Raw genomic sequence first — 16280 nt, 5'->3', positions numbered from 1 at the left:
AATATCTTATTAGAAAGACATAAGCCCTAGAACAAGACTAGGGCTTATGACAGATTTGAATAGAAATGATTAACGTGCTTCAAAGTACATTGTTACTTCAAAACCAATACGTAAATCAGTGAAAGCTGGTTTTGTCCATTGCATAAATTTTACTCCAGTCAGTATTAATCTCGTGAAATGAATCACTTGATTAAATCACATAAGGCAATTAAAAATTTATTCTAATTAAAAATGCCACGTTTGTAGATAAGCTCGGAACAAGATATTGTTCGATAATTGTGTTTTTTGTCCAAATTTTAATAAATCCTGATCTTTCAAAAGCATTTGAAAAGTCATAACAGGTCAATGTTCTGTTATGACTTATGCCTTACCCAGTTAAGTTCATCAAGTGTTGCTGTGCAATATAAAGTTCTTCTTCCGGCTTAGGATGACATTGAACCCATGTTCCATCAGCTTGTAATTCCCATGCTTGACGATTGTCTTTCAAATAGTTGTTTAGGCCATCTTCAATGACTTGTTTCTTTAATTTTTTATTTTCAATTGGGAAGCAGGTTTCAATACGAGAGAACAAATTACGTTCCATCCAGTCTGCACTTGCACAATAAACTTTTGTATCGCCATCATTATAAAAATAGTAAACCCGCGTATGCTCCAAATAACGACCAACGATTGAACGTACTCGAATATTCTCTGAAAGTCCTGCAACTTGTGGTCTTAAGCAGCAAATTGAACGAATAATTAAATCAATTTTTACACCAGCTTGTGATGCTTTATAAAGCGCGCTGATGAGCTGTGGTTCAGTAAGCGCATTCACTTTAATGATGATGTGTGCTTTTTTACCAGCAAGGCTATTTTTAATTTCTTGTTCAATAAGTTCTAACAGCTGAGAATGTAAGGTAAATGGCGCATGAAAAAGCTTTTTAAGCTTTGCCATTTTGCCCATACCGGTCAGTTCTTGGAAAATTTTATGGACGTCTTCACAAATTTCCGCATCATTGGTCAGCAAACCAAAATCGGTATAGATTTTGGCATTCACTGCATGATAGTTGCCTGTACCTAAATGCACATATCTTTTGATTTTGTCTTGTTCACGGCGGACCACTAAAATCATTTTAGCGTGAGTTTTATAGCCAACAATGCCATACACCACGACTGCGCCAGCTTCTTGTAAAACGTTTGCGACTTCAATATTTGATTCTTCATCAAAACGTGCCCGCAACTCAATAACCGCGGTTACTTCTTTACCATTACGCGCAGCTTCTGCAAGTAGCTGTACGATTTCCGAGTTGGCACCACTACGGTATAAGGTTTGTTTAATTGCCAAGACATTTGGATCTTGTGCAGCTTCCCGAAGGAACTTGATAACAGGTGCAAAAGAATCAAATGGATGATGAAGTAGAACATCTCCTGCTTTTAACACATCAAAAATCGGTTTTTTAGTGTACAAAAGCTGAGGTAATACTTGTTGATATGGTTTATAGCGTAACTCTGGTAAATCAAAGTTTGAGATAAAACGGGCTAAATTAACAGGGCCATCGACGTAGTAAAGATGTTCTGCATCTAAATCGAATTGCTCTAATAAATAGTTAGCAATTTCTTCAGGACATTTTTTTGCTACTTCCAAACGAACTGCTTGGCCAAAACGGCGTGAAGATAATTCACCTTTTAAAGCAGCAGCCAAATCCTCTACATCTTCAGAAACGGTTAAATCGGCATTTCGAGTTACACGAAATTGATGACAGCCCGTCGCTTTCATGCCCGGAAATAAATCCGAAATGTGCTGATGGATAATAGCAGAGAGCAGAATGTAATGCTCTGCACCGCCAGAAATATGTTCTGGAATTTTAACAAGTCTTGGTAACGAACGCGGTGCCGGCACAATAGCTAAATCAATTTGACGTCCAAAAGCGTCTTTACCTTCTAAAGTTACAATGAAGTTTAGACTTTTATTGACCAGCCGTGGAAATGGATGTGCTGGATCTAGACTGATTGGCGTAACTACAGGTTGTACTTCTTTAAAAAAGTATTCTTTAATCCATTCTTTATGCTTTTCTAATATATCGCCGTGCTGAATAAAATGAACGCCATAGCCTTGGAGTTGCGGTAACAAAGTATAGTTTAAGATTTTATATTGCTCTTCAACCGCCTCATGAGCATTTTTGGAAATTTGCTTTAATACTTCTACTAACGGTAAACCTTCTGGTCCGGTTGCCTGACTCATCAAGCTAATTTTCTGGATTAAACTTGCCACACGAATTTCAAAAAACTCATCCAGATTACGTGAAAAAATAATTAAAAAATTCAAACGTTCCAGTAATGGGTGTTCAATATCTTTGGCTTGAGCAAGCACCCGTTTATGAAACTCTAATAAAGAGAGTTCTCTATTAATATACGTTTCTAAATTGTGCTGGTTTGAGCTAGCTAAAGTGGGCAATGATGTCATTCTTGACTCTTATACTGGGTAAAAAAGTTAAAATGAATAAAAAAGATTAATTTAATAATGTATAACCGATTTTATCCACCGGACATTTTGTAACTGTTTTATTGCAAATTCATGAATTTTTTATGAAAACCTTAAAATTAATATTTATTTTTGCCTTATTTACTTCCTTCTAGTCATCCATATCTACCATCATCTTAACATTAATTTTTTAAAGATCATTCTATTTTGATTCAGTTTCAATTTTCATCAAATATTCATACTCTATGCGTATTTTTTATGCATCTTAATTCATCAATTGATAAAAAAATGACGACTTTAAACATACTATTTAAGACAACATCTTTATGTCTGGCAATGGCCTTATTGGTAGGCTGTAATGATAACGATGACAATGATTCAAGCACACCAGCACCGCGAAGTAACCAAACTGTAAATATTTTAGCTTTCAATGACTTCCATGGAAATTTAGAACCACCTAAACGTTACGTTGAAGCAGCGAATCCAAATGATGCATCTCAAACTGTACGTATTCCTGTCGGTGGTGTGAGTTACTTTGCAGATGCGATTAAGAAACTTAAAGCTCAAAATCCCAATAATGCTGTTGTGTCAGCAGGTGACTTAATTAGTGCTTCCCCGCTCACTTCTTCGTTATTTCTAGATGAGCCTACTATTGAAGTCATGAATGATATTCAAATTGACTTTAATGCGGTTGGAAATCATGAGTTTGACCGTGGTACAGATGAATTGCGTCGTTTACAAAATGGCGGTTGTCAACAATATACCAGCACTGCCCCATGCCAAATTAATAAAAACTTTAGCGGCGCAAAATTCAATTTCCTTGCAGCTAACGTGGCAATGAAAAATGATACAAGTAAAACGATTTTTCCTGCCTATAAAGTCAAAACTTATGGCGGGATTCCTGTAGCTTTTATTGGTTTAACACTCAAAGCGACTCCAAGTATTGTTTCAGCGGCGGGTATTAAGGATGTTGAATTCCGTGATGAAGCGGATACGGTAAATGCGTTAATTCCTGAACTCCAAAAACAAGGTATTGAAGCCATTGTCGTCGTTGTCCATGAAGGTGCAGCGCCAAGTACGAAACTCAATCAAAAAACATGTGATGGCTTAAGTGGGCCAATTTTAGGTATTTTAGATCGGTTAAATCCTGCAGTTGATATTGTTGTTTCGGGGCATACACATCAGTCTTATATTTGTGATTATGCAACCAAGAATCCGGCTAAACCGTTTTTACTAACCTCAGCTGGCCAATACGGCACGCTTATTACCGATATTAAGGTGGAGTTGAATGGTAAAACTGGCGATATCATTAAAAAAGATGCTAAACAAATTCCGGTTCAAAGTGAGGCCTATACTTCGGGTACAACCACTGTAAGTCTGACAGACCTCTATCAAAAATTTAGTAAAACGCCAAGTATCGAAGCGATTTTAGATAAATACCGTCAAGCGGTAACCACAATTTCTGGACGTGTTGTTGGAACTTCTACTGCCGTTGTGAGCCGTACACAAGTCGAAAGTGGTGAAAGCCCACTAGGTGATATGATTGCCGATGCACAGCAAGCTGCTGCTCTTCAAGCAAGTAATCAAGGTTCGGATTTTACGTTAATGAACCCGGGCGGTGTACGTGCTGACCTACTGATTAACAGCAGTAACCAGATTACGTTTGGTGATATTTTTGCAGTTCAACCTTTCGGTAACTCGATTGTGACTTTGAGCTTAACCGGTAAACAGATTAGAGATGTGCTTGAACAGCAATGGTCTGGTGCAAATGCAAATTCGCCTAGAATTTTACAGCCGTCTAAAGAGTTGAGTTATCAATATGCGGCAAATACATCTGTTTCACCACGAGCAAGTAACATCATGGTTGCTGGTTCACCATTAGTTGACACTAAAGTATACCGTGTGACGGTAAATAGCTTCTTGGCAGATGGTGGTGACAACTTCACGGTGTTAAAAGAAGGTCAAAACCGTGTCGGTGGTGGTCAAGATATCGATGCGCTTGAAAGCTATGTTGCTAAGAACTCACCGTTAATTATTCCGGCTACGACTCGTATTAAAGTCATTAAATAACTCATTTAAGAATACATAAAGGACAGCATGAAGCTGTCCTTTATTTTTATAACAGTTTAAAAGATTTTTATTCGGTATAAAGATTAAGTTCAACACTACTAATGTCGACTCCGGTGTTTGCAAAAATAATATCCGTAACCTCATGAAGTAATTCTTTAACTTTCTCATTTTCAAAGTTCAAGGCTTCAGAGGTTTTGAGCGAAATGAGGTTACAGCTCATCTTGTCTTTTCTAAGCTTATAAATACTTTTACTTTTTCCTAAAAACACCCTTTTGATGATTTTACGGTTTTCAAACTCAGATAAAATTCGATAAATGGTACCTAACGTAATTTTATGTTCATTTTTAATTTGCGCATAGATACTTACCGCGCTTAAGCCTTGTGGGTTCTGATTTAAAATCTCAAAAACTTGTACCCTCGATTTTTTTATCGGTAATCCATTTAATAATGATTTTGATATTGTCGTCATCTTACTGAACCTTAATGTCTAGAAATATAGGAATTTTTTAAAATTATTTTGACTATATTTACCTGAAAATTATGGAAATGATTTGATCTATAAATTAGAACTTACTACCCTATAAATAAGCTCTGAGCTAATTATTACGTTTTAAAATAACTCCTATATTATCCCTCTCTTTGCTTTCTACATGTGCGCACTTTGCGAATAGATGCATTCTTGAACTGAACCATATGGCGACCCTCTTCATTAATGTCACTCTTCAACATTATTTTGTATAATGGTTAACATATGATAATTATTATCATTTGTGTTTAACGGTGTATCATATACACATAAGTTTTAATATTCAATATTAAGTAATTATCAAATACATAATGATAACCATTATATTTTATTGATTAAATAGTGATGAATTGCATCCATCCTCTATTATAAGTATTCATTTCGACCCATATAAAAAGCAGATCAATGACCTGCTCTTTATATCTTAAATACATAAAGTTAAATGATTTTTATTCTAGAGGTAGTGCATCTTATTCTTGTATCCATGCTTGGATTACTTGTTGTGTTGTCATGACTTGAGCACATCGTGTACTGGCATATTTTAATGCCATATCGTGCTCTTCTCTGCTAAAGTCAGCCAGCGCATCACCACATAAAAATGGCTGTATGTTTAGCATAAATGCTTCCGCAGCACTCATTAAACAACCAATATGTGCATATACACCACAGATAATGAGTTGATCACGACCAGAGTCCCGCATGAGTTGTTCGAGCGGGGAAAATTTAAAAACACTATATCTCCACTTAGTAAGCACCGTATCATTTTTTTGAGGTGAAATTTTCGGAAAAATCTGTGTGATGCTTGGCTCATCCTTTAAACCAGGCCCCCAAAAGTCGGTTAATAACTGCCGATATTCAGGTGACTGGTTGCCAGGTTGTGCTGTATAAACAACGGGAATATTAGACTGGCGAGCAGCATCAATTAATGCCTTAGTGTTTTGAATTAGTTCTGGAATAGGTTCTTGGGTTAGATCATAGAAATCTAAAAAATATTGCTGCATATCATGAACCAATAAAACAGCACGACTGGTATGCAATGGCCAATTTGTTTTGTTTGGAGTAAATTCGTACGCTTGGGGCATGCTGTAACTTGCAATCTTTGGAATACTCATTGGTATTTTCCTTTTCTATCTTTAAAAATATTTGTTCTTTAATTTCAGTGTATTGTTGTGCTGAAGTAAGCTTTAAACCCCAAGTGTAGCTCCTCCATCTACCACTATTTCTTGCATAGTAATTTGGGCCGCTCGGTCCGAAAGTAAAAAGCTCACGGTATTGGCAATATCATCTGGTTGCGCGAGTTTTCTTAATGGAATTCCTGTTCGGTACTGGCTCAAATCACCATCAATTACTGCAGGTGGAGGTGCATTATCTGTCCAGAGTTGTTGCTGCATTTGAGTGAGAGTAGATCCAGGTGAAACAATATTCAGCCTGACTTGATAAGGGGCGATTTCAAGTGCCAGATTGCGACAAAAATGACTCAGTGCAGCCTTAGTGGTGGCGTACATACCAAGTTGCATACGCGGCATACGCGCACTATTTGAACTAATAGTGACAATACTACCCTGCCTTTTTTCGCAAAAATGTTTAGCAATTTGTTGACTAATCGCGATAGGCGCCATGACATTGACCGCAAAAAGTGTTTCCCAATCTTCCGTTTTTGCTTCAAGCATGGAGCGCATAATTAATACTCCTGCTGCATTTACTAACCCCGTAATTTCGTATTTTTCTAACAGCTCTGAAATTAAAGTTTGTGTTTCTTGTTGATGGGTAATGTCTTGTGAGATGCCTTGCCATTGTGAAGATTGATCTGACGTCATTGTTTTACTGATATCCCATTGTTTAGGATTTTTTTGACAGTCAATACCAATAACATGATACCCCTGATCTAGTAGTTGCTTGGCGATAGCCGCTCCTATCCCTCTTGCAGCACCTGTGACCACGATGGTAGAGCGCATGTTAATACTCCAATTTATATTATAAAGAAATCTATAAATACAATTGCAAATAATTATCATTCTTATCAAGAGTAAATGGATATAAAAGTTCAAATTATGATCTTATACAAATGAGTTACAGCTTAAAATTACAAGCTAAAATATTGTTTTATATGTAGTTTATAAAATTTAAAGGTCAAGAATATTTTGTTATTAATAACCATTTTCAATAAGACAGGTTTTGATTTATTCGGCTAAAATCAGGTTTATGGTTTATCACACCTAGTAACTTTTTAGGGTTCAATCTCCCGCAGGCTCAGAATGAGTTCTCTATAACTCCGACTCTCGTAAGTTTGGAAATGCGTATAAAAAATGAAAAATTATAAAATCCACATTGTTTCGGTCAGTTGTTTAATCTCTTGAATATCATGACTTACATAAATCATCGGAATTTTAATTTCCTCTTTTACTTTCTGAAAAAAAGGAATAATTTCAGCTTTATGATTCGCATCTAATGCTGATAAAGGTTCATCAAGCAGTAACAGTTTAGGTGAATATAACAATGCTCGACCTAGTGCCACGCGCTGCTTTTCTCCACCAGAAAGTTTGATAGGCATACGTTGTAATAAATGCCCTAACTTTAATAATTCAATAATGTAATCTGCTTCAAAGTGACGTTCTTGTTGGGATAGACGCTTAAGACCAAATAATAAATTTTGCTTGACTGTTTTATGCGGAAAAAGCTGAGCATCTTGAAAAACCAATCCAATATGCCGTTTTTGCGTGCTGACATTAATTTTTTGATCTGAATCAAACCATGTTTGATCCTGTATTTTAATGAGCCCACTACGCGGAGTGTTCAGCCCTGCAATGGCATGTAAAACTGATGTTTTACCTGATCCTGAGGCACCAAATAGCCCAATAACAGAAGCATCTGACTGGAAACTAGCTTCAATATGAAACTGACCCATTTGTAGCTCAAAACGGCAATCAATCAACATAATTTTACCGCCCTAAACGCTTCTTTTGATAACGATGAAACCACTGGGCAAACCATAATGCCAGAAAAGCTACACTTAACGATAAAACAATAAGCCTTTGAATAGCAGCTTCTGTATCGGGTTGTTGCATTAAGCTATACATGGCTAGAGGCAAAGTCCGTGTTTCATTTGAAATATTACCCACAAAAGTAATGGTGGCCCCAAACTCTCCTAAACTGCGGCAAAAACACAAAATAGCGCCAATTAAAATGCCACTGCTGGCAAGAGGCAAAGTGACGTGAAAAAATGCCCCTAAAGATGAAGCTCCTAATGTCTTTGCTGCCATTTCTAAACGCTGATCGACCAGTTCAATCGCTAGACGAATAGATTGCACTAATAGTGGAAAACCCATCACTGCCGAAGCAAGAACGGCGCCTTTCCAGTTAAATGCAAAATTAATTCCGAGTGGCGCCAAATATTGCCCAATAATGCCGCGGCTCCCAAAAACTTGTAAAAGCAAATAACCAGGAACCACTGGCGGTAGCACTAAAGGTAAAAACACCAATGTTTCAATGAGTGACTTACCCCAAAAGTCTTTACGAGCCAAAAACCACCCCACACAAATTGCAGGAATAATACTGACCACAAGACAACTCGCTGCCACCTTACAAGAAAGTTGCAGTACACTGAGCTCTTCTGGGGTTAAAGAAAACATCATGGCTTGACTGGAGCCAACACACTAAAGCCATATTTTTTAAAGACAGCTTTAGCTTGGTTGCTTTGTAAAAATTGATAGAACTTTGCTGAGTTTGAGTTCTTTTTAATCAACCCTAAAGGATAAATAATTGGCGAATGTGTATTTTCTGGAAATACGCCTGCTACCTTCACGTCTTTGCTAATCGCTGCATCGGTTGCATAGACAATCCCAACCTGACATTCGCCACGCGAAACAAAATTTAAAGCAGCTCGAACATCTTCTGTTTCAACTAATTTTGGCTCAATACGACTCCACCAACCTAAATTAGTAAAAGCTTGTTTAGCATATTTGCCTACAGGCACACTTTTGGTATCTCCTGTACAAATCTTGCCTGTAAATACTTTATTTGGGTCAGTAGTTTTATCTAATTTTACGTTTAGTGACTGCCCTTTTGGGGTAATTAGCACCAAACGATTACCTAATAAATTTATACGGTCATTTGCTGCAACTCGTTTTTTGTTTTGTAGATAATCCATCCACTGGGTATCTGCTGAAATAAAAATATCAGCTGGTGCTCCAGCTTCAATTTGTTTAGCTAAGGTCGATGATCCTGCATACGAAGTTTTAACTTCTACTTTATTCTGTTTTTCGTAAATTTTTTCTAAATCGTTAATTGCATTCGTTAAACTTGCTGCTGCATAAACAGTAACTGATTCAGCCTTGGCTGAGATATTAAAGACCAATCCGATGCTGAGGACTGAACAGGCTAAAGCCAATTTTTTTATCTTTGTATCACTTACCATTATTTTTACCTTTTTGTCGTTTTTGCAGCGATATATACCCAAGAATATAGCGCTACATGAAGATTATGAAAAGCATAATTCATTAACTATAGATGTCTGGAATGCAGCAGTGCTTTTTCAGCGTGCAATTTATATGAAGCAAAAGCTATACCACATTAAAAAATTCAGTCGCTATGAAAGTTTTTATTTAACGTTTTAAATAGCTACTCATGATTTGATAATCATGTTCTAAGGCTTGTCGAGCATTGATTTCCATTTGGCGGTAATGCTGTAAGACTTTCTGGCCCAAAGCTGTAACGGCTGCCCCACCACCATGTGTTCCGCCCGTTTGTGTTTCCACTAAAGCTGTTTCAAAGCACTGATTCATGGTGTCGACCAACTGCCATGCACGGCGGTAGCTCATATTCATAGATTTTGCAGCTTGTGAGATTGAACCAGTTCTCGCAATTGCTTCAAGTAAGTCTGCTTTACCTGGACCAAATGCAATATTTTGCTCTAAAAGAATTCTAATTTGTAATTTTAAGTTTTGTTCTTTCATAGACTTAGTTCACAAAGTTTCATTTTTATGCTGCTTGACATTATAGGGAACTTTAATAGCTTAAAACACATACAAATTTAAATCTCTACTCTTTCTTCAAAAGAGTTCGATTAAAAAGTCAAAACTGCACAAAGTGGATAAAGATCTGGAAAAAACGGATAGAGAGCAATGCTTAATCGCGGTTCAATCAGTTAAAAGCTGATTGATTGGAGGATTGAGTAAATGACCTCATCTAATTTAAAACAATGGAATGATTTTATAGATGGATGTATCGACTTCCGTCCTAACGATGGCGTGTTCCGTATTGCACGCGACATGTTTACCGAGCCAGAACTATTTGACTTGGAAATGGAATTTATTTTTGAAAAGGTTTGGATTTACGCATGTCACGAAAGTGAAATTCCAAACAATCATGATTTCCTAACCGTTCAAATTGGCCGCCAACCGATTATTGTAAGCCGTGATGGTAAAGGCGAACTACATGCCATGGTGAATGCTTGTGAACACCGCGGTGCGACCTTAACACGTGTTGCTAAAGGCAATCAATCTACATTTACCTGTCCGTTCCACGCATGGTGCTATAAGTCAGATGGCCGTTTGGTTAAAGTCAAAGCGCCTAGTGAGTACTGTGAAGATTTTGATAAATCAAGCCGTGGTTTAAAACAAGGCCGTATTGCCAGCTATCGTGGATTTGTATTTGTAAGCCTTGATACTCAAGCAACAGATTCCCTAGAAGACTTTTTGGGCGATGCAAAACTGTTCCTTGATTTAATGGTTAACCAGTCGCCAACAGGTGAACTCGAAGTATTACAAGGTAAGTCATCTTATACCTTTGCAGGTAACTGGAAGCTACAAAATGAAAATGGTCTAGATGGTTATCATGTCAGCACTGTTCACTATAACTATGTCTCTACAGTTCAACACCGTCAGCAAGTCAATGCATCAAAAGGTGCCGAACTCGACACGCTTGACTATAGCAAGTTAGGTGCAGGTGACTCAGAAACTGACGATGGCTGGTTTAGTTTTAAGAATGGCCATAGTGTTTTATTTAGTGACATGCCAAATCCGACAGTTCGTCCGGGTTACAGCACAGTTATGCCATATATGGTTGAAAAATACGGCGAAAAATATGCTGAATGGGCAATGCATCGTTTAAGAAATTTGAACTTGTACCCTAGCCTATTTTTTATGGATCAAATTAGCTCACAGCTTCGTATTGTTCGCCCTGTGGCATGGAATAAAACTGAAGTCATTAGCCAATGTATTGGTGTTAAAGGTGAATCTACTGAAGCACGCCGTAATCGTATTCGCCAGTTTGAAGATTTCTTTAACGTATCAGGCCTTGGTACACCAGACGATTTAGTTGAATTCCGTGAACAGCAAAAAGGTTTTCAGGCACGGCTGGAACGTTGGAGCGATATTTCACGTGGTTGTCAGTCGTGGGAATATGGCGCGACCAAAAACTCACAAGATTTAGGCATTCAACCCGTTATTACTGGCCGTGAATTTACCCATGAAGGACTCTATGTAAACCAGCATGGACACTGGCAACGTCTCATGCTCGACGGCTTAAATAAAAAAGCCTTGAAAATGCAGGATATTACTTTTGAAAACAATGCCGTAATGGATGAGGTGTAACCATGTCACAAGAACTACATTTTGCTGTATCTCAGTTTTTGTACAAAAAAGCAGAACTTTGTGATGCTTATGACTGGGATGCCTACCTAGAGCTTTACGATGAAGATAGTGAATATCATATTCCACAGTGGATTGATGACCATAACTATGTTCAAGATCCAAATCAGGGCTTGTCTTATATTTATTATGCGGACCGTACAGGCCTTGAAGACCGTGTATTCCGTATTCGTACCGGAAAAGCAGCGTCTGCAACACCGTTACCACGTACTTTGCATAGCATAAACAACATCCGAGTTAAAACACTGGATGATGGATTAATTGAAGCAAAAGTTGCATGGCAAACGCTTTATAACCGTCAAGGCTTAGAAGGCTGTTTTTACGGACACGCAACCTATCTTTTACGCCAAACAGCAGAGAGTTTCCGTATTCGTCGTCAGCACAGCATTTTGCTGAATGACAAAATTGATTCCGTTTTAGACTTCTATCACGTTTAAGGGGAATGAAAATGGGACATTCAGTTGCACTTAACTTTGCCGATGGCAAAACCTTTTTCATTTCGGTAAATAACGACGAATTGTTGCTTGATGCAGCAGTTCGTCAAGGAATTAACCTGCCGTTAGACTGCCGCGAAGGTGTTTGTGGTACCTGTCAGGGACAGTGTGAAACCGGCATTTATGAACAAGAATATGTTGATGAAGATGCATTAAGTGAACGTGATTTGGCCGAGCGAAAAATGTTAGCTTGCCAGACGCGTGTAAAATCAGATGCAGCTTTTTATTTCGATCATGATTCTGCTATTTGCAATGCTGGTGATACCTTAAAAATTGAAACCAAAGTGACTGCGGTTGAGCTGGTTTCAGAAACAACAGCAATTTTACATCTTGATGCGAGCAGTCATGCTGAACAACTTCAGTTTTTGCCAGGTCAATACGCTCGTTTGCAAATACCAGATACTGAAGATTGGCGCTCATATTCTTTTGCAAACAGACCAAATGCGACCAATCAATTACAATTTTTAATTCGTCTCTTACCAGACGGTGTGATGAGTAATTACTTACGTGACCGTTGTCAGGTTGGACAAAGCTTACTTATTGAAGCACCGCTTGGTAGTTTCTATTTACGTGAAGTAGAGCGACCACTGGTTTTTGTGGCAGGTGGAACTGGTTTATCAGCTTTCTTGGGAATGCTTGATAACTTGGTTGATCAGCCTAACTCGCCTGCAGTTCAGTTATATTACGGCGTAAATAGTGAAACCGACTTGTGTGAACAACAGCGTTTACATGCTTATGCTGAACAGTTACCAAACTTTAGCTATCACCCGATTGTGACTAAGGCAACGGAAACTTGGCAAGGTAAAGCCGGTTATATCCATGAGCACTTAAATAAAGATCAACTGGCCGAGCAAGCTTTTGATATGTATTTATGTGGTCCACCGCCAATGATTGAAGCCGTGAAAAATTGGTTAGATGAACAATCTTTGCAAAACTATCGTATTTATAGCGAGAAGTTTTTACAGAGCAATACATCACGTTGAAGTATAAATAATTTAAAAACCACTAAACCTGAAATCATTCAATATACTCTTATAAAGGGTATATTGAATTTTTGCATTTAAATTAAAAGTTTTTATATATCAATAATATAAAATAATGAATTCCGACAAAATAAATTGACCAGCTCACTCGGATTTGCTATAAATTTTGATAGATCTTAAGGAATAAGATCATGATGAGATTAACTTATAGCACCTTTTATATCCCCCTATTCTATTTCTCGAATGTATTAAATTGATAGTCAAAATCCGACTTAAAAATTTGAGAAAATCACAATAACTAGCGGTTAGATTGGTCTATATCTTGCTTATATCTCATTGTATTTTACGCTTAACTTAATTTTTAAGTGCCGTATTTACTTATTGCACAGTGAAAGTTTAAAGCTTTTGCAACATAGGTAAATACAGGAGTGAGCCAAAAGGGATAAATATGAACCAAGCCAACTCCCACGAACTCAATGGACGTCATTTTCAAAATGAGCCGATCTTTACTGATCATAATTTGGTGTTCGATCACCACGATTTAAGCGAAACCTGCCGAAATGTAGGCCAAATTTTTAAACCGCATGATCTTAAAATCTCTCATCAGAAGCGAGATTTCAGTGCAACTATGCACCATGTTAAAACAGGCGCATTGTCTATTAGTCGCTTGGAATATGGCGCAGATGTCATTATTGAACCAGATCATCTGGATAACTTTTACTTAATTCAGATTCCAACTCAGGGCTATGCAGAAATCGAGTTTGGTTCGCAAAAGTTTATTTCTTATTCTCAAGTTGCTTCTCTTATTTCTCCTCAGCAATCTTTACGTATGCGCTGGCATGCAAACTCACCCCAGCTTATTCTAAAAGTGTCAAAGGATGATTTTACTTACCATTGCCGTTAACACATTGCGGATTCCGAGAATAACTTACTCGTTTTTGACCCTAAATTAGATTTTTCTACCCAAGGTGGAGCCTATTTTTTGCAGCTGGTTAGAACATTGATGGATGCTTTAACATGCGAGCAACACCCTCTCCATCATCCTTTAGCCTTTAAACAGTTTGAGTCAAATTTATTTAATGCTCTCATTTATGGTCAACCCAATAACGCATTACACAAAATAGTTCAGCATAAAGAAAAAACAGTCTCTCCTTATTTCGTGAAGCGCACAGAAGCCTATATTAAAGAACATTTGCATGAGCCGCTTAATGTCGAAATTCTGGCCGAGCATGCAGGCGTGAGCGTAAGAACCCTATTTACTGGTTTTAAAAATTATTTGGGGACAACCCCAATGTCTTATTTAAAAGAATTACGTTTTGAACAAGCCCATTTAGAGCTCATGCACAATGAAAATCTATCGGTCACTGACGTTGCATTTAAATGGGGATTTACCCATTTAGGCCGTTTTTCACAAGAGTACAAACGCCGTTATGGTGAGTTACCTTCGTCTACTCGCCGATCTGGACAGAGTGAAGGGTCAGGCATCATTACTTCAATTTTTTCTTAAATTAAAAAATAGATAAAAGCCTTTTATATTTGTTGATATAAAAGGCTTTTTTTTATGACTTAAAAATGATGGACATAACGAACTTGTAGTCGCGTACCTTCTGGGCGGTTTTCAGCATCTTGCTCAAAATAGGCATTTGCAACCAAGTGATCATTTTTAGAAAAACTATACATCGCACCCGGACCAATTGCCCACACTTGTTCACGTCGACCTTTAACTTTTTCACCATCAACTTCGGTGTCTGTGACTTGTTTTAACCAATAGCCATTTAGTCCTAAACGGAACTGTTCAGTAATGGCATAGTCTGTTGCAAAGTTTGCATGAATTGCTTGCCCAGCTTGCATATCATTTGCTCCAGCAAAGGCATAGCTTGGGTCATCATTTTTAAAGTTATAGAGATAATGGATACGTGTTGACGCAGTCCATTTGGGATTAAACCAATATGTGGCAGCCCAATACGGGTCAAATGAAACAGCGTTATTACTTGGGTTAATATCTTTTTGCTGGTCGTATTCGCCAGTAGGTAAATTCACCTGAAACTCAAAACGATGTACAAACTTCGGCCCTTGCGCACCCATGACTGGATCGAACTGAATAAAAGGTCCGACCATAATGTCCCCAAAGCCGCTTTGGGCCTTAATTGCAGCATTATTCAAGCCATCATCCATGTCCATTTTGCTGACAAAAGGAATTAAAAAATTTATGCCTAGACTGGCTTTATCTTTTACTCGAACATTCGATAAATAACTAACCTGTTCAACCAGTACTTGATAATTTAAATCTGTTTTAGGTAAACCAAGTTTTTGTCCCTTGGCATCGACTAGTTTATTGCTATCGTAATTTTGAAAATAGGTTTGAGTATACCAGCCGGGCCCTGCAGGTAATCCACCATCGAGAAAGCTGGTCATGCCTAAATTTACGGTCGGTAAATCATAGGCATGTGTAACCCACGGCAAACCTAATAATGTCCCTGCTAAAAAGCCATGTTTAATTAAAGTGCTTTTCATCTTCTTATTTCCTATAAAAAAAATCACGACCGGATTGATCGTGATTGGGGTGAATTAATGTGCTAATTCTGGATGCTCAGCGGCAATCCGATATTTTCCTGCGTGGAATACTAAAGGCTCACCTTGACGCTGTTGGTATTGTTCAATTTGACCAATAAAAATCAGGTGATCTCCGCCTTCATACTGATTTACATTACGACAAACCAAGGTTGCGAGTGCATCCGTCAAAATTGGAACGCCTGCATTACATTGTTGATGGGCAATGCCTGCAAATTTGTCTTCAGCACCTCGAGCAAAATGCCCCGAAAGCTGATGATGCTCTTGTGCCAACATGTGAATGGCAAAATATTCAGCTTCTACAAAATCAGGTAAACTTGGCGCGGTTTTTGAAAGGCTCCACAAAATTAATGGCGGATCTAAAGACAGAGATGAAAATGAATTGGCTGTCATGCCTATTTTCCGGCCATCTTTACCACGAGTGGTAATCACGGTAACGCCAGTTGCAAACTGACCAAGCAAATTACGAATTTCTCTTGGGTTTTCGGCATTAATCGCTTGTAAAGCTAAAGTTTCAATTGTGTCCAT

Annotated in this window: 15 protein-coding genes and 1 pseudogene; 5 read left to right on the top strand and 11 right to left on the bottom strand. The window is 37.9% G+C overall.

Annotated features, from left to right (window positions below):
* Window positions 1-69: 69 nt before the first annotated feature.
* Both pqqA and ppk1 read right to left on the bottom strand, forming a co-directional pair.
* A complete protein-coding gene (gene pqqA, locus EGS71_RS02415; RefSeq protein ID WP_001982218.1) occupies window positions 70-144 on the bottom strand; it encodes a pyrroloquinoline quinone precursor peptide PqqA in 75 nt (24 codons plus the stop codon).
* Between the two features lie 223 nt (window positions 145-367).
* A complete protein-coding gene (gene ppk1, locus EGS71_RS02410; protein WP_000202699.1) occupies window positions 368-2443 on the bottom strand; it encodes a polyphosphate kinase 1 in 2076 nt (691 codons plus the stop codon).
* Window positions 2444-2749: 306 nt separating this feature from the next.
* On the opposite strand from ppk1, the gene EGS71_RS02405 reads away from it, so the two are divergent.
* Window positions 2750-4531 (top strand): bifunctional metallophosphatase/5'-nucleotidase, encoded by a 1782-nt coding sequence (locus EGS71_RS02405; protein WP_031946206.1) that lies wholly within the window; start codon window positions 2750-2752, stop codon window positions 4529-4531.
* 67 nt (window positions 4532-4598) lie between these two features.
* Here the strand turns inward: EGS71_RS02405 and EGS71_RS02400 are convergent, their stop codons facing one another.
* The 7 genes from EGS71_RS02400 to EGS71_RS02370 all read right to left on the bottom strand — a co-directional run bounded on the left by EGS71_RS02400 (window position 4599) and on the right by EGS71_RS02370 (window position 10009).
* Complete coding sequence (locus tag EGS71_RS02400) at window positions 4599-5000, bottom strand: transcriptional repressor (protein ID WP_000207886.1); 402 nt, start codon at window positions 4998-5000, stop codon at window positions 4599-4601.
* A gap of 527 nt (window positions 5001-5527) precedes the next feature.
* Window positions 5528-6169, bottom strand: a complete 642-nt coding sequence (locus EGS71_RS02395; RefSeq protein WP_000026870.1) for an isochorismatase family protein — start codon at window positions 6167-6169, stop codon at window positions 5528-5530.
* A gap of 72 nt (window positions 6170-6241) precedes the next feature.
* Window positions 6242-7012: an SDR family oxidoreductase gene (locus EGS71_RS02390; protein WP_001257958.1), complete on the bottom strand. Its 771-nt coding sequence runs from the start codon at window positions 7010-7012 to the stop codon at window positions 6242-6244.
* A 359-nt stretch (window positions 7013-7371) separates the two neighbouring features.
* Entirely contained in the window at window positions 7372-7992 is a 621-nt protein-coding gene (locus tag EGS71_RS02385) for an ATP-binding cassette domain-containing protein (RefSeq protein WP_000903969.1), read from the bottom strand.
* A gap of 4 nt (window positions 7993-7996) precedes the next feature.
* On the bottom strand, window positions 7997-8689 hold the full coding sequence (gene modB / locus EGS71_RS02380; RefSeq protein ID WP_000971581.1) for a molybdate ABC transporter permease subunit: 693 nt from the start codon (window positions 8687-8689) through the stop codon (window positions 7997-7999).
* Complete coding sequence (gene modA / locus EGS71_RS02375; RefSeq protein WP_000253134.1) at window positions 8686-9471, bottom strand: molybdate ABC transporter substrate-binding protein; 786 nt, start codon at window positions 9469-9471, stop codon at window positions 8686-8688. The genes modB and modA overlap by 4 nt, the downstream gene beginning before the upstream one ends.
* Before the next feature lie 187 nt (window positions 9472-9658).
* On the bottom strand, window positions 9659-10009 hold the full coding sequence (locus EGS71_RS02370) for a winged helix-turn-helix domain-containing protein (protein ID WP_000664117.1): 351 nt from the start codon (window positions 10007-10009) through the stop codon (window positions 9659-9661).
* A gap of 222 nt (window positions 10010-10231) precedes the next feature.
* Here EGS71_RS02370 and antA point away from each other — a divergent pair, with 222 nt between their 5' ends.
* The 4 genes and pseudogenes from antA (at window position 10232) to EGS71_RS02350 (ending at window position 14688) form a co-directional block, all read left to right on the top strand.
* Window positions 10232-11647: an anthranilate 1,2-dioxygenase large subunit gene (antA, locus tag EGS71_RS02365; protein ID WP_000204402.1), complete on the top strand. Its 1416-nt coding sequence runs from the start codon at window positions 10232-10234 to the stop codon at window positions 11645-11647.
* Between the two features lie 2 nt (window positions 11648-11649).
* Complete coding sequence (gene antB, locus EGS71_RS02360; RefSeq protein ID WP_000076812.1) at window positions 11650-12141, top strand: anthranilate 1,2-dioxygenase small subunit; 492 nt, start codon at window positions 11650-11652, stop codon at window positions 12139-12141.
* 5 nt (window positions 12142-12146) lie between these two features.
* Window positions 12147-13181: an anthranilate 1,2-dioxygenase electron transfer component AntC gene (gene antC, locus EGS71_RS02355; protein ID WP_085944065.1), complete on the top strand. Its 1035-nt coding sequence runs from the start codon at window positions 12147-12149 to the stop codon at window positions 13179-13181.
* A 448-nt stretch (window positions 13182-13629) separates the two neighbouring features.
* Window positions 13630-14688, top strand: a pseudogene (locus EGS71_RS02350) (AraC family transcriptional regulator).
* A 59-nt stretch (window positions 14689-14747) separates the two neighbouring features.
* Here the strand turns inward: EGS71_RS02350 and EGS71_RS02345 are convergent.
* Together EGS71_RS02345 and EGS71_RS02340 are read right to left on the bottom strand one after the other, a co-directional pair.
* The gene (locus EGS71_RS02345) at window positions 14748-15695 is read right to left on the bottom strand and encodes a SphA family protein (protein ID WP_000843239.1); all 948 of its coding nucleotides are present in this window, start codon (window positions 15693-15695) and stop codon (window positions 14748-14750) included.
* Window positions 15696-15749: 54 nt separating this feature from the next.
* Window positions 15750-16280, bottom strand: coding sequence for a flavin reductase family protein (locus tag EGS71_RS02340; protein WP_000379652.1), 531 nt, complete (start codon window positions 16278-16280; stop codon window positions 15750-15752).

This window comes from Acinetobacter sp. FDAARGOS_559 (assembly GCF_003940475.1).
GTDB classification, from domain to species: domain Bacteria; phylum Pseudomonadota; class Gammaproteobacteria; order Pseudomonadales; family Moraxellaceae; genus Acinetobacter; species Acinetobacter baumannii.
Note: the sequence above shows the minus strand (reverse complement) of the source record. Positions and strands in the feature narration are given on the sequence as shown.

Excerpts from the sequence above, each read along its gene's own strand:
- ppk1 (WP_000202699.1), bottom strand. The coding sequence starts at position 2,443 with ATGACATCATTGCCCACTTTAGCTAGCTCAAACCAGCACAATTTAGAA.
- EGS71_RS02405 (WP_031946206.1), top strand. The coding sequence starts at position 2,750 with ATGACGACTTTAAACATACTATTTAAGACAACATCTTTATGTCTGGCA.
- EGS71_RS02400 (WP_000207886.1), bottom strand. The coding sequence starts at position 5,000 with ATGACGACAATATCAAAATCATTATTAAATGGATTACCGATAAAAAAA.
- EGS71_RS02395 (WP_000026870.1), bottom strand. The coding sequence starts at position 6,169 with ATGAGTATTCCAAAGATTGCAAGTTACAGCATGCCCCAAGCGTACGAA.
- EGS71_RS02390 (WP_001257958.1), bottom strand. The coding sequence starts at position 7,012 with ATGCGCTCTACCATCGTGGTCACAGGTGCTGCAAGAGGGATAGGAGCG.
- EGS71_RS02385 (WP_000903969.1), bottom strand. The coding sequence starts at position 7,992 with ATGTTGATTGATTGCCGTTTTGAGCTACAAATGGGTCAGTTTCATATT.
- modB (WP_000971581.1), bottom strand. The coding sequence starts at position 8,689 with ATGATGTTTTCTTTAACCCCAGAAGAGCTCAGTGTACTGCAACTTTCT.
- modA (WP_000253134.1), bottom strand. The coding sequence starts at position 9,471 with ATGGTAAGTGATACAAAGATAAAAAAATTGGCTTTAGCCTGTTCAGTC.
- EGS71_RS02370 (WP_000664117.1), bottom strand. The coding sequence starts at position 10,009 with ATGAAAGAACAAAACTTAAAATTACAAATTAGAATTCTTTTAGAGCAA.
- antA (WP_000204402.1), top strand. The coding sequence starts at position 10,232 with ATGACCTCATCTAATTTAAAACAATGGAATGATTTTATAGATGGATGT.
- antB (WP_000076812.1), top strand. The coding sequence starts at position 11,650 with ATGTCACAAGAACTACATTTTGCTGTATCTCAGTTTTTGTACAAAAAA.
- antC (WP_085944065.1), top strand. The coding sequence starts at position 12,147 with ATGAAAATGGGACATTCAGTTGCACTTAACTTTGCCGATGGCAAAACC.
- EGS71_RS02345 (WP_000843239.1), bottom strand. The coding sequence starts at position 15,695 with ATGAAAAGCACTTTAATTAAACATGGCTTTTTAGCAGGGACATTATTA.
- EGS71_RS02340 (WP_000379652.1), bottom strand. The coding sequence starts at position 16,280 with ATGGACACAATTGAAACTTTAGCTTTACAAGCGATTAATGCCGAAAAC.